16 protein-coding genes are annotated in these 13,547 nt (G+C 35.7%); 13 read left to right on the top strand and 3 right to left on the bottom strand.

Features of this window, described 5'->3' with window-relative positions:
• Together SMUL_RS15625 and SMUL_RS15620 are read right to left on the bottom strand one after the other, a co-directional pair.
• A complete protein-coding gene (locus SMUL_RS15625) occupies nucleotides 1-1,908 on the bottom strand; it encodes a Dam family site-specific DNA-(adenine-N6)-methyltransferase (RefSeq protein WP_025346187.1) in 1,908 nt (635 codons plus the stop codon).
• A gap of 92 nt (nucleotides 1,909-2,000) precedes the next feature.
• Nucleotides 2,001-2,222 (bottom strand): DUF6471 domain-containing protein, encoded by a 222-nt coding sequence (locus SMUL_RS15620; RefSeq protein WP_025346186.1) that lies wholly within the window; start codon nucleotides 2,220-2,222, stop codon nucleotides 2,001-2,003.
• Nucleotides 2,223-2,374: 152 nt separating this feature from the next.
• On the opposite strand from SMUL_RS15620, the gene SMUL_RS15615 reads away from it, so the two are divergent.
• Complete coding sequence (locus SMUL_RS15615; protein WP_025346185.1) at nucleotides 2,375-3,391, top strand: IS1595 family transposase; 1,017 nt, start codon at nucleotides 2,375-2,377, stop codon at nucleotides 3,389-3,391.
• Here the strand turns inward: SMUL_RS15615 and SMUL_RS15610 are convergent.
• On the bottom strand, nucleotides 3,388-3,828 hold the full coding sequence (locus tag SMUL_RS15610) for a hypothetical protein (protein ID WP_025346184.1): 441 nt from the start codon (nucleotides 3,826-3,828) through the stop codon (nucleotides 3,388-3,390). The two genes, SMUL_RS15615 and SMUL_RS15610, sit on opposite strands and share 4 nt — an antisense overlap.
• A gap of 65 nt (nucleotides 3,829-3,893) precedes the next feature.
• Here SMUL_RS15610 and SMUL_RS15605 point away from each other — a divergent pair, with 65 nt between their 5' ends.
• The 12 genes from SMUL_RS15605 (at nucleotide 3,894) to SMUL_RS15550 (ending at nucleotide 13,504) form a co-directional block, all read left to right on the top strand.
• Nucleotides 3,894-4,928, top strand: a complete 1,035-nt coding sequence (locus SMUL_RS15605) for an ABC transporter permease (RefSeq protein ID WP_025346183.1) — start codon at nucleotides 3,894-3,896, stop codon at nucleotides 4,926-4,928.
• 9 nt (nucleotides 4,929-4,937) lie between these two features.
• Nucleotides 4,938-5,654, top strand: coding sequence for an outer membrane lipoprotein-sorting protein (locus SMUL_RS15600; RefSeq protein ID WP_025346182.1), 717 nt, complete (start codon nucleotides 4,938-4,940; stop codon nucleotides 5,652-5,654).
• On the top strand, nucleotides 5,655-6,761 hold the full coding sequence (locus SMUL_RS15595; RefSeq protein WP_025346181.1) for a hypothetical protein: 1,107 nt from the start codon (nucleotides 5,655-5,657) through the stop codon (nucleotides 6,759-6,761). It abuts the gene before it with no gap.
• 526 nt (nucleotides 6,762-7,287) lie between these two features.
• Nucleotides 7,288-8,070, top strand: coding sequence for a TOBE domain-containing protein (locus SMUL_RS15590; RefSeq protein WP_025346180.1), 783 nt, complete (start codon nucleotides 7,288-7,290; stop codon nucleotides 8,068-8,070).
• Between the two features lie 21 nt (nucleotides 8,071-8,091).
• On the top strand, nucleotides 8,092-8,847 hold the full coding sequence (gene modA, locus SMUL_RS15585) for a molybdate ABC transporter substrate-binding protein (protein ID WP_038533579.1): 756 nt from the start codon (nucleotides 8,092-8,094) through the stop codon (nucleotides 8,845-8,847).
• Complete coding sequence (locus tag SMUL_RS15580) at nucleotides 8,844-9,239, top strand: TOBE domain-containing protein (protein ID WP_025346178.1); 396 nt, start codon at nucleotides 8,844-8,846, stop codon at nucleotides 9,237-9,239. The genes modA and SMUL_RS15580 overlap by 4 nt, the downstream gene beginning before the upstream one ends.
• An 8-nt stretch (nucleotides 9,240-9,247) precedes the next feature.
• Nucleotides 9,248-9,931, top strand: a complete 684-nt coding sequence (gene modB, locus SMUL_RS15575; protein ID WP_038534094.1) for a molybdate ABC transporter permease subunit — start codon at nucleotides 9,248-9,250, stop codon at nucleotides 9,929-9,931.
• A complete protein-coding gene (locus tag SMUL_RS15570; protein ID WP_025346176.1) occupies nucleotides 9,924-10,793 on the top strand; it encodes a sulfate/molybdate ABC transporter ATP-binding protein in 870 nt (289 codons plus the stop codon). Before modB ends, SMUL_RS15570 begins: the two co-directional genes overlap by 8 nt.
• On the top strand, nucleotides 10,793-11,590 hold the full coding sequence (locus SMUL_RS15565) for a sulfite exporter TauE/SafE family protein (protein WP_025346175.1): 798 nt from the start codon (nucleotides 10,793-10,795) through the stop codon (nucleotides 11,588-11,590). The genes SMUL_RS15570 and SMUL_RS15565 overlap by 1 nt, the downstream gene beginning before the upstream one ends.
• A 41-nt stretch (nucleotides 11,591-11,631) precedes the next feature.
• Nucleotides 11,632-12,024, top strand: a complete 393-nt coding sequence (crcB, locus tag SMUL_RS15560; RefSeq protein ID WP_025346174.1) for a fluoride efflux transporter CrcB — start codon at nucleotides 11,632-11,634, stop codon at nucleotides 12,022-12,024.
• Nucleotides 12,021-12,332, top strand: a complete 312-nt coding sequence (locus SMUL_RS15555; protein WP_025346173.1) for a DUF190 domain-containing protein — start codon at nucleotides 12,021-12,023, stop codon at nucleotides 12,330-12,332. The genes crcB and SMUL_RS15555 overlap by 4 nt, the downstream gene beginning before the upstream one ends.
• The gene (locus tag SMUL_RS15550) at nucleotides 12,332-13,504 is read left to right on the top strand and encodes an MFS transporter (protein ID WP_025346172.1); all 1,173 of its coding nucleotides are present in this window, start codon (nucleotides 12,332-12,334) and stop codon (nucleotides 13,502-13,504) included. The genes SMUL_RS15555 and SMUL_RS15550 overlap by 1 nt, the downstream gene beginning before the upstream one ends.
• The last annotated feature ends 43 nt before the right edge of the window (nucleotides 13,505-13,547 follow it).

Here is a 13,547-nt window from a genome sequence, read left to right as displayed (position 1 = left end):
CTAATATCCTATAAAGATATACTCTTGTACATTATTTTTATTATCGTTAATTTTATGCCCTTGATTACCAAATGAATATTTGTAATCTATGGCTAAGACTTCAACATCTTTTTTATATTTTGCTAATAACCCAACCATCTCATCTTTCGTTGGGAATGAGTTTGATGAATATGATACAACCAAAATACTATTAGAATGTTTTTTAAATAACTTGTCAAAAGCATCATAAGCACCGATTCTGGTACTAAATGGTGTTGGATAATTTTTAAATTTTTTAGTTTTTGTCTCCCACTGCATTTCAACACCAAGCCAATTTTTTGCTAAACCTTCAATAAAATGATAACGTCTTACATATTCATTGTCCGAAGTTGGGTTGAAATATGGTGGGTCTATGTAGACTAAATCAGCCTTGACATTAACATCCATTGCATCTTTATTGAGAGATTTATTTGCCTTGCCATTATCAAATACTGCATTATTGATTACTTTAACAGCGGCTCTAAATTGTTCCTCAAAACTAAGAAGTAAATCTTTTCGGCCATCATTGTAACGGAATCCCGTGTATGTAAAAATACCACGAGGACGCTTTTTAGTACATGCTCGGATGAGCGCACTCATCGCAATATTTTGTTTTGTTTTGTCTTTTAATTTTTGAATATTATTTCTAACTAAATCGATAAAAGCATTTTCTTCATCGGTATAATAAATACCTTTGAAAGTTGTTGAAATAAATCCATTGTCATCTAAATTACCATGGAGGAGAAGTTCTATATCAGATTCAGACAATTTAATTTCTTTATTGGAAATCAACGCATCAGAAAGCTTAAAATTCATTGCCATATAATCGTTAGATATTACCTGTTTCCCTAATGTTTTAAACATATAACTCACAACACCACTACCCCCAAACAAATCTAAAAAAGTCTCAAATTGAAAAGAGCTGGTTGCTGCAGCAATTTGATTTAATAAAGATTGTTTGCTACCCATATATCTTGTAGTTGGATATTTTTTATTTTGGAGGGGAAGATCAAAACTTCCCAAGTTTACAAGTTTTCTGCGCTTTGGTGGAGCAGATACAATAACATCTTGTCCTGTTCTGCTATTACTTTTACTATTTATATGGCGCTTTGTTTGAATAACGCTTATATCAAAGTCACTGTATAAATCATATACAAGAGGCGCATTAGAATTTGTCAAAAGTACATGACATCCTTCCTCTGATAACTGTTTTACTAGTGTTGCTAATTCTTGTTGGTCTTCTTCATAAAAACCTTCCTTGGTATAACGTTTAAAATCAGAATATTCACTAATTGGTAAATAAGGCGGGTCTAAAAAAATGAAATCGCCAGCTTTTGCATATTTAGTCAAAGTATCCTTATAATTCATATGCTCAAAAATGGTTCCTTGAAGGGCTTTAGAGGCTGCGAGTATTGTGACTTCATCACAAAAATTTGGATTTTTATATTTTCCATATGGCGTATTAAATTGACCTTTTTTATTCACTCTATATAAGCCATTAAAACATGTTTTGTTAAGATAAATTGTTCTTGCAGCTTTCATAGTATCTGTCAGTGGCTCAGTATCTATAGCACGCATTTGATAAAAAAATTCTTCTTCATTGTAAAAGTTATTCTTTAAATTGTTAATGACTTCATGTGGATTTGTAGCAATTGTATTATATAAATGAACCAATTCAGGATTAATATCAGATAAAATAGCTTTTTTAGGGTGAACTTTAAAAAATAACGCACCACCACCAAAGAAAGGTTCTATATAGTTATTATATTCTAATGGCATTCGTTTAAGTAATTCTGCTAAGAGTTGAGTTTTACCCCCTGCCCATTTCAATATTGGTCTAGCTTCAAATGTATCTGAAATGCACATGTCATTTATAATACTTTTACTCATTTTTTGCCTTCTTTTTTTGTAAGTCTATTTATTTTTTTTTAAAACAGTCAAAAATATTTCATTCTGTAATAGTAAAGCCAAATCGTTTCTCTTTAGTCACGAATTTTCAGTGTTTTTACACCCAATGCATCCATGCACTTAAGAAAAAAATCTGCACTAAATCCTTTTCGACTCATTTTGTTATTGAATGATAAATCAGTCATTTTTACGTTATAGGGTTCTAAGAGTCTCACTAAATCTTTTACTTGTAGACCTTGGCGATGTAGTTCTGCCTTGATTAAATTCTTTGGTATATTTTTATCAAACTCTAACATCTTTCGCCTCAACTTCATATTTACAAGTGATTATATCTAAAATTATATTTATAACCAATAAAATTAACAAAATATACTTTAAATAGTTAAACTAATTGACAAAATATAATCAAATTCGATATAATTATCATGTATTTTTAAGGAGGCCTTTTATGTCACAACATTTTTTACTTACAGCACAAGCCAGAGATTTATCACTAATGAAACTTTTTACTATGAGTGACGATGAAGCCTTTGAGAATTTTAAAGCAGTAAGATGGAGTGATAATAAGGGTAAGCCTGTTTGTCCATCATGTGGAAATTGTGGTGAACATTACTTCTTAACAACACGCAGACACTTTAGATGTAAAGAGTGCAATCATACTTTTTCAGTTACAAGTGGAACTCTGTTTGCAAGTCACAAGCTTCCACTAAAAGTCTATTTGATAGCCATAGCGCTCTTCACCAATGCAGTAAAATCAATCTCAGCTTTGCAGTTTAGTCGTGACCTTGATGTTCAGTATAAAACGGCTTGGGTTTTATCACATAAGATTAGAGAATCACTTCTGCTAAATCAAAATAATGAAAAACTAAGCGGAGTGTGTGAAGTGGATGGTGTCTATGTAGGAAACTATATCAGACCAGCGAATAATATTGAAGATAGAATTGATAGAAGACAAGCCTATAAGCCCAATAAAAGAACGGTCATCTCAATTAGACAAAGAGCTGAAATTAATTCTAAATGCGTTGGTTCCGTAAGAACAAAGACTTTTATCACAAAGGGTGAGAACACTTCTGACATCAAAGAGATAATCTATAATAGCATTGAGCTTGGAGCAATAATCCATGCAGATGAGCATACTGGCTATGACCATTTTCACGCTCATTATGATATGAAAAGAGTAAATCACAGTATTGAATATAAAAGTATGGATGGTGCTTGTAATAATCAATCTGAATCATACAATGCAAGATTTCGCCGTATGCAGTATGGACAATGTCATAAAATTTCAAACCTCTATTTGAGTAACTATGCCAATGAAATCGCTTATCGTGAAGATACACGAAGAATGAGTAATGGTGCTATTTTCAATGACATCTTCTCAAAATGCTTAGCAACACCCGTAAGCAATGAGTTCTGTGGATACTGGCAGGGTAATAAGAGGGTGAGTGAGAGACTGGGAGCTTAAATAACCGCTTTTATCTGCCAAATCATAGTTAACCCGTCCCTCCCAGCTCTCTCAACAAGATTATTATTCACTGTTCTGCTTAAAGAGGCAACTATAGTTTTTTGAAAGGTAGCTTTTTCATAATCGCTTTCTAAAGATAAACCTTTTTTTGAAGCAATCGCAGCACATATTTCATCTGTTTTCATTGGTTTATTGCTTGTTCTAAGTGTATCAAGAATTAAAACAACCGCTTCTCCAATTTGAAAATATCTCTCTTTCATAACTCTTTTTGATTTTATAGTTCTAAGGTCATATGAAGCATCAAAAATATGGATGGTTTTGTCTATGCTGACAAGATTCTCTTTATACTCTTTTATAAGTGCTTCATAATGTTGTATCTCACCTAAAAATTCACTTCTCTTTAATACGAGTGCCGAAATAACATGTGATTCTGCCATAATGAAATCCCTTAAATATGGAGTTTATTTAAGAAAATTTTATCAAAAATAGCTAGGAAATCTTTGTGCGCTTGCTACATAATATCGATAAAAACCTCAATGCCAAAATGTTAGAATTTGTCGAATCGAAGCTAGAGTCCAATCCTTTTATAGAGAGTTACAGCTATCGCATCAAGTTTGGTGCAATGTTTTCTAACTTTACCAGTACGACCAACATCAGACTTAACGCGATTAATCCTAAAGATGAATTTCCAACGTTGCCACTCCTTGAAAGTCGAATTTCTGATATGAATGGTACTTTTAAATCAGGCGAAATCATTGTTCCTGAACTGCTTATCAAAGGGATGGATGTCAAAATAGGCGATACCATCGTCTTGGTTGCCAATAACAAAAATGGCTCCGTCAATGGCATTAACCTTAAAGTTGCAGGTATCGTGGGGCAAGTCATGGGACCTGGAGGACGTGATGGGTACATTCACATCGAAGATGCCAAAAAGGCACTGCGAATGAACAATGAACTTGAGATCAGTGAAATCGTCCTTCGCCTAAGAGACGTAGAAAAACTGAGAGTTGCAGAAAAATCACTTCAGCCACTCTTGGAAAAACTCAATAAAGAGGGAAAGCCTGTTTTGGAAATTCATACATGGCAGCAACTCTCTCCTTTTTACAACATCATTAAGATGATTGATGTTATGAATATTTCGATTCAAATCATCCTTATCTCTATTGTCCTTATCTCCATCCTCAATGTGATGATCATGAGTGTGTTTGAGCGTGTCCGAGAAATAGGAACCATTGCGGCTATGGGCACACCGCCTTTGACCATCGTCAAACTTTTTTTATGTGAAGGCTTGATGCTAGGCGTGTTTGGGGCGGTTGTGGGAAGTATTTTGTCTTTGGGGATTGTTTATCTTCTCAATATGGTCAAGATTACCTATAGTATTGGGCAACAAAGCGGTCTTATTTTAACACCGAGCTTAGGGTTAAATGAGATACTTAGTGTGAGTATCATCGTTATTTTTATCTCGTTAGTCGCGTCCATATCTCCCGCCATCAAAGCTTCAAGACTTGATCCTGTTGAAGCTTTACGTACCTATTAGGAGCACACCATGAAGAAGATCATACTTTTTTTACTTACAACGCTAGCACTCTTTGGTGCAGAGAGCATTTTAGAACAAGTGGATAAAAAGCTCAGTCCTAGTTCTGCGGATAGCTATAAAAAACTCATTAACATCGAGCCTGATGGGAGCAAAAAAGAGTTTTTGCTTTATCAGATCAAAAAAGGCAAAGATAAAATTGTTTCGTTGTTCTTACAGCCTGACAGTGAAAAAGGCAGGAGTACACTGAGATTGGATGAAAATATGTGGCTTTATTTACCCGATGTGGGCAAGCCCATTCGCATTACGTCCATGCAAAGTGTGGTGGGTGGTGTGTTTAACAACAGCGATATTATGCAACTCGATTTTTCAGCTGAATATGACATCAAAAGCCAAACAGATGAGGGGGCTACGATTGTTTTAGATTTGAAAGCTAAAAATGAGACGGTAGCCTACGATAAATTGTTGATGGAAGTGGATAAAAAAACCGTGACACCAACAAAAATCTCCTGTTATACGTCTACGGGGATGCTTATAAAAACGCTCTACTATAAAGAGATGAAAGACTTTGGTGGGGGCATTGTAAGACCTGCGGTGATTGAGACGGATTCGCCACTTTATAAAGGCTATAAATCCATCATGGTGTATGGAAAAATAACAGCGCGTGAGTTTGCCGATGAGATGTTTACCATCGAAAACATTGGCAAAGTTCAAGAGTTTCGAAAATAGATGAAACCTTTACATGTAATTCTTTTTGCAGCAGTTTTAGGCAATGCTGGAGATTACGATTTTGACCTTGATGCCATCGAGGTCAAACCCTATACTTTGAGTGGTTACCTTAAAGGTGAAAATAAACTGCAAGGCTTAAATGAAGACTCACCTCTGTTTCATACCAAAAACAAAGAGAGCATGAAGAGCTATGGCAGTGAAGGTGATTTAAAATTTGCTTACTTTCAAGATGCCATTAAACTTGACTCTGAAGTGATGGTGAATTACAACGATGTCGATAGAGAGTACAGTGATGCTTACACTATTGCACAACTCTTCGTGCAGTACAAGTTTGATCAAAATAATCTTATTGAGGTCGGTAAAAAAGCGCCTAAATGGGGTAAAGGCTACTTCGTCAATCCCATCGCTTTTTTTGATCGAAAGAAAGATCCAAATGACCCTGATGCTTCACGTGAGGGATATGTGATGGCGAATTATCGGTATAACAAAAGCTACGATGGGGATGTGCGAAATGTCTCGTTGGATCTCATTGTGATGCAAAACAATGACCATATAAACAGTGATTTTAGCCAAAAAGATGAAAATAATGTAGGGTTTAAAGCCTATTTTCTGGCGTATGATACGGATATTGATCTTATCTATTATCATCGAAGTGAGCAGAGCGATAAAATAGGGCTGGATTTTTCTAAAAATATTCAAACCAACATTGAAGTACATGGAGAGTTTGCTAAAACATTAGGCGAAGATGATTATGCGTATTTGGTGGGGTTGAAGTATTTAACCGAGTTTGAACTCAGTATCACCAGCGAGTATTTTTATCAAAAAAATCAGAGCAGTAGATCAGAGCCTTTTTTTGATCATCAATATTTCATGAACAAATTTTCACAAAAAGAACCCTTTAATTGGCTGTATGGAGCTCTTTACTATAAAAATATCTACAACCTCGAAGATAAGTCGATGCAAAACTCTTTTGGCGCAACGTACAGCTTTAAAAACAATATGCTTTTAGATATTTCATACAATATGAACGATGGTCAAATAGGCTCCGAATACGGCTCTAAACTGGTTCAAGATACGTTATGGACAAAGCTGTATTGGTATTTTTAAATTACGGAGTAGCTTAAGCGCGTTCCAAGAAAGTCATATCTTTGATAAGTCCCTCACTTCGCCCAACTTTAACGATGTTTGCCGCCGTTCCTTTGTAGAAAGGAATTTTGGTATCGGGATCGACATAGTCTGTGCAGAGGTCGTTGATGATAGAGTAATTACTACTTCCATTAACTCCAAATCATTTTTTTACATAACAGATAAATGCTACGCACAATATAAGTAGTCATTTTATTTAATTATTTTTTAAATATGCTAATTATACATATTGTTTAAAGAAATGTTTGATTTAATATATTTAAAACTTATAATTTAATTTATATTTTATTGGAAAAATACTTGAATAATATATATGTATTATTTGCATATTAAACCCATAAATACGTTATTCTGATACAAATATTATTAATTATAATATGCAAAAATTACATGTTTAAAAATTAAGCATAAGAGCGTTATATGTCTTAAGGTTATATTGCTATACTTCCAAATAATCGTTGTATAAATATATTACATAAGGAAATATATGAGTAAAGATTTATCAAGTGGACTAATATGTTTTGATAAACCAGTCCTATTGGAAAAACGTATTCATTTACTTCAAGCTATCAAAGAGAGTGGTTCAATTACAACAGCAGCTAAACAAGTTGGTATTAGTTATAAGACAGCATGGGGAGCCATTGATACGATGAATAACCTCTCCACTATGCCTTTAGTTGTAAGAGTTACTGGTGGAAATGGTGGAGGAGGAACCTCATTAACTCCTTATGGAGAAGAAATTGTCAAGAACTATGATGTACTGAAACATGAGTATGAACGTTTTTTAAAAACACTCTCTTCTATGGCTGAATTTAATATGGATCACATTAAAAACTTACAAAGGATAGCTATGCAAATTAGTGCACGTAATCAGTTTATGGGAAAAATTGGTGACATTAAACAAGCAAAAGTCAATGCCGAAGTAAGCATGGTCTTAAAAAGTGGGGTTATTCTTGTTTCAACTATTACAAACAGCGCTGTTGAAGAAATGGGGTTACATATTGGGGATGAAGTCATTGGGATTATCAAAGCATCCTCTGTTCTTATATCCAATGACACTCATATCGCAACCAGTGCTCGCAACAAAATTCTAGGCAAAATAAGTGGCATTATTCTTGGTGAAGTGAATGCCCAAGTCAGTATTGACATAGGTGAAAATGAAATGATTGTGGCAACCATTACATCTGAATCTGCAAAAAGTTTAGGTTTAGAAATCGGTTCATCTGTGTGTGCCATTATTAAATCAAGCAGTATTCTAATCGGAAAATAACATTTGATACAAGGAGCATTTATGTTAAAGAAAATACTAGGAATGGCGTGTCTTTCCCTATCATTATGGGCAGGAGAAGTTCAAATAACCGCGGCAGCAGATTTGGTCTATGCGTTTAAAGAGATGCAAGTTGAATTTGAAAAAGCTTATCCTGGGGAAAAAGCACATATCGCTTTTGGTTCAACGGGGAAAGCATATACACAAATTCTCAATGGTGCCCCTTATGACATGTATTTTGCAGCAGATATGGGATATGTCCAAAAGCTAAAAGATGCTGGACTCATTAGTCATGAACCTAAACCATATGCCTATGGACGTATTGGCCTTTGGGCTCCTAAAACAAATAATATGGATGTTAAAAGAGGTTTGGAGCTTTTATTGGATCCAAAAGTAAAAAAGATTGCTATTGCTGATCCCTCTCATGCACCTTATGGTGTAGCCGCAGTTAATGCACTAAAAAGTCAAAACTATTATGACAAAATTCAAGATCGTTTAGTCTTGGGTGAAAATGTCTCACAAGCTGCTCAGTTTATTCAAACAGGAGCGGCAGAAGTTGGCATTATCCCTTTATCATTGGGTATTTCTGATACGCTAAAAGCACAAGGTGATTTTTTCCTTTTACCATCAGAGTGGCACAACGAAATCATACAAGGCTATGCACTTCTTAAAAATGGTGAGAACAATCCTACGGCACAGAAATTTGAAGCTTTTGTAGGAACACCACAGGCACGTACAATCTTTAAAAGATATGGCTTTGTCCTTCCAGGTGAACTATGAATCGTTTGCGTGCACGAATCAGTCATATCCAAACCTATGAAGGGATATCACGCATCCTTTTAAACTATCATGAACAAACGCTCACAGCAATTACCTTAGAACTTCCCTCTTTTGCAAAAGAGGGAAGTGAAGTGTATATCTGTTTTAAGGAGACAGAAGTAGGTGTTGCTAAAGGAACTTGCAACAATATCAGTTTCTCAAATATCTTTGAGTGCCACATTGAAGTATTAAACAAAGGAGTGATACTCTCTACCATTAGAGCAACACATCATTCTCATACATTAGGCTCAATCATTACAACCGCAGCTATAGAACGTTTGAATTTACAGGTAAATGATCTAATAAACTTTTTCGTTAAAGCAACTGAATTATCGCTTGAGGAGATGGTATGAATGAAATCTTGAGTCCTGCATTTTGGGAACCTTTTGGGCTAACCCTAGAATTGGCATTGATTACAACGATTTTTTTATATCTTGTAGGTATTCCACTTGCTTATTATTTAGCTTTTTCTAAAATACGTTTCAAAGCCATACTGGAAGCTGTCATTGCGATGCCTTTGGTTTTACCTCCTTCGGTGCTCGGTTTTTATTTCCTTCTTATGTTTAGCCAAAATGGATTCTTAGGTGCTATTTGGAAAGAGCTTTTTGGGCATCAATTAGCATTTCATTTTGATGGATTGGTTGTAGGTTCTATTATTTTTAGTCTTCCTTTTATGGTTCATCCACTCTTAAGTGGGTTCAAATCAGTGGATCGTTTTAGTATTGAAGCAGCCCATACAATGGGTAAAAGCCAAATACAAACACTTTTTAGGGTTGTTTTACCTGCAATGAAATCTTCTCTTGCCACAGGTGGCGTCATTTCCTTTGCACATACAGTGGGTGAATTTGGTGTGGTATTGATGATTGGGGGCAATATTAATGGACAAACGAAAGTAGCTTCTATTGCCATTTACAATGAAGTCGAAGCTCTTAATTATACAATGGCGCATAGCTATTCTTTAATTTTGTTTGCCTTTTCGTTTGCCATTTTGTGGTTGGTGTATACGAAATTAGGTAATGAAGTAAAAGCGAGTTTCCATGCTTAAAGTACATCTTTTTAAAAAGCTCCAAGGCGCAACGGGAGTCATTGATTTTGAAGTGAAGTGCGATTTTGAAAAAGGGGTCTTTTGGACAATTTTTGGAGAGTCTGGTATTGGAAAAACGACCTTACTTCGCATGATAGCAGGGCTTGAAACGCCTGATAGTGGAACCATTGAGATGGACGGTGAAGTGTGGTTTGATAGCACTAAAGGGATTAATCTTACTCCTCAAAAACGCCGTGTGGGGTTTGTTTTTCAAAACTATGCTTTGTTTGAACACATGAGTGTTTTGGAAAATCTTCTTTTTGCACAAACCCACAAGGATGCTAAAAAAGCCGAAAAAATCTTACATGTAATGGGATTGGATGTTTTAAAAAATCGCTTACCTTCAACGCTTTCAGGTGGACAAAGACAACGTATTGCCCTTGCGCGTGCCATTGCACAAGAGCCTAAGGTATTGCTTTTAGATGAGCCTCTTTCAGCACTGGATGCCTTGACGCGTTCACGCTTGCAAGATGAACTTAAAAAAACACACGATATTTTTAAACTAGCTACGCTGATGGTTTCCCATGACCGCAGTGAAGTGTTTAAGCTCTCTGATCAAGTTTTATGGCTGAAAGAGGGAAAGATTTTCAATCAAGGCTCACCTAGAAAAGTATTTCTTTCTCAACACAGTACCAGTAAATTTGCCTTTGAGGGAGAGGTTTTAGATTGTGAAAAGCGTGATAGCATTTATGTTGCAACCATCGGCATTGGTAACACAATCGTCGAAGTTGTTTTAGATGAAAGTGAGGCTATTAACCTAACCGTTGGAACAAGTGTGAGTGTAAGCACAAAAGCATTTGCACCTATTGTAAAAATCATCTAATGAAAAAAGAATCCTTGCACACACACGTACCTTTTAAATCTTTCTTAGGTGGGCTCTCTGTTTCAACCTTAGGTGGTTTAATAGGTCTTGGTGGTGCAGAATTTCGGTTACCTCTTTTAGTAGGGTACTTTGGATTTAGTACCTTGTTAGCCATTATGATGAATAAGCTAACTTCCCTTGCAACGGTTCTTTTCTCATTAATATTTCGCGTTTATTATACAGGAGCTATGGATCTTTACGCCAATATTAGCACCGTCATTGTTCTATTAATAGGTTCAATGATAGGAGCATGGGTTGGTGCACATTATGCCTGTTTACTTCACGAACGCTTTTTAAATAAGCTCATTGCTTTTATTTTAGTCATTTTATCCCTTAGTATGATAAGCTCGCATCTGTATGTTATTGAACTCTATCCAACAATGGTATTGACAGGACTGAGCTTACAAGGTATTGGAGTTATAGCAGCTATTTTAGGTGTTGCAGGAGGTGAGTTTTTAATTCCTACCCTGATGTTACTGTATGGGTTTGATATGAAAATAGCAGGCACTTTATCGCTTTGTATCTCTTTGCCCACTATGATAGTTGCATTTATTCGTTATTCTCGAAATCAGGTTTTTTCTCAGTTGAAAGAGCACAAGAAATTTATTCTATTTATGGTCATAGGTTCTTTTGCAGGCTCACTCATAGGCGCATATGCTCTTCAGTTTATTCATTCAGAGTGGCTTGTATGGATTTTGGGCATCATTTTAATGCTATCTGCAATTAAAGTATTCTCTCACAGTAAAAAATCATCCTAAAAGAGTTATAATTTTTTATTCCTCGTTGTGATAGGTTTTAAATGATGTACTCACTTATAGCAATTTTTACAGGTGCTGGTTTTGGAGCACTACTTCGTTGGTTTTTAGGCATGAAACTCAATAGTTTCTATCCTTCACTTCCATTAGGAACATTAGGGGCTAATTTATTAGGTGGCTACATGATAGGATTAGCCATTGCTTTTTTTAGTAACAATACATCACTTTCTCCTGAATGGAGACTTTTAATCATTACAGGCTTTTTAGGAGGCTTAACAACGTTTAGCACCTTTAGTGCAGAGATGGTTGTGCTTATCCAGGAACAAAAACTCACAACACTTTTTATAGGCTTAGCTTTACATGTAGGCGGTTCACTTATCATGACGCTTTTAGGCTTGGCAACATTTTCATTACTCACACACAAAAGAATTGCATGAAAGGGTATCAACTTGTCTTTTCCACCCTCCAAAATCGACAACACCACAGTGGGGAGAATCTGATTGAATGGTTTGAAAAAAGTGCTCAATCTTTGGGCATTCAAGGAATTACGGTTGTGAATGCCAGTAAAGGAATTGGACGAGATGGTAAATGGCACTCTGCCTCTTTTTTTGAGTTAGCAGAACAACCCATTGAGTTGATTATGAATGTTACAGAAGCAGAATGCGAAGCACTCTTTACATTTTTAAAAGAGCAAAACCAGCAGATTTTTTACACCAAATGTGCGATTGAATATGGTGTAATCTAATGGAAGATATTAATAAAAATATTGTAGCCTTAGGTGCAAATAGCTTCTTCACTGATTTTGCAACAGAAATGATTCTCCCTCTCTTACCGCTTTTTTTAGAACGATTCTTACATGCCACAAAATCTGATATTGGAATGATTGAAGGGTTCGCGGAACTTGGGGTAGCGATGCTCATTGCTTTTTCAGGATTTTTGTCCGACAAATTGGGGCATCGAAAAATGCTAACGATTATAGGCTATGGGTTTTCAAATCTAATTAAGCCTTTGGCATATTTTGCAAGTAGTGCACTGATGGTTGGTATGGTACGGGTGGGAGATCGTTTTGGTAAAGGTGTAAGAACTGCACCAAGAGATGCCTTGATTTCTGCATTTACTCCATCACACAGAAGTGGTTTTGTGTTTGGTTTTCATAAAATGATGGACAGTGCAGGAGCCATTGCTGGTTCTTTAACTGCATTTTTATGTTTACAATTTTATGGAGAAAGTGAAACCACATTTCGATTTGTTTTTGCGCTGAGTTTTGTTCCTGGCGTCTTAGCCGTATTGATACTAATCGTATTTGTTTCAGACGTTAGAGCTGAACCTATTCCTTTTCGCTCTTTTAGACCTTTTGCACTATCTAAAGAATTTTATATGCTTGTTGCCTTCCAAGTGGCATTTAGTTTAGTTGCAATGAATTATTCGTTTATGGTTTTAAAGTCTGGTGACAATGGACTTGCTTTAATGATGATCCCCTTAGCTTATACACTTTACAATGCAACGCAATCATTTTTTGCTATTCCTATTGGGAAAATAGCTGATCGTGTGGGAAAACCTTTGATGCTAAGTCTTATATACACTATCTTTGGTTTATCTGCGTGGATAATGACATGGCAGACTCCAATGAGTGCTTGGATAGCTTTTGGATCCTATGGTGTGTTTGCCGCTGGGTTTAATGCTTTGGCAAAAGCGATTATCTCCGATACAACGCCAAAAGCACTCAAGGCTTCAGCGTATGGTATCTATTATGGTTGTGTAGGTATTGCAACATTTATTTCTTTGGCAATGGCAGGTTATATTTGGGATCATTACGATGCCCAAGTTCTCTTCCAAGGTGTTGCGATAGGGGCAATTTCATTGGCAGTAATTTTATTTTTTTTTAGAAAAATTCTTACAATAAAAATTGAAAAATAATACATAAGCCTAGTAAAGAGGTAGCGTAAGCTACCTCCTATTT

The organism is Sulfurospirillum multivorans DSM 12446 (genome assembly GCF_000568815.1).
Classification (GTDB): Bacteria; Campylobacterota; Campylobacteria; order Campylobacterales; family Sulfurospirillaceae; genus Sulfurospirillum; species Sulfurospirillum multivorans.
Note: the sequence above shows the minus strand (reverse complement) of the source record. Positions and strands in the feature narration are given on the sequence as shown.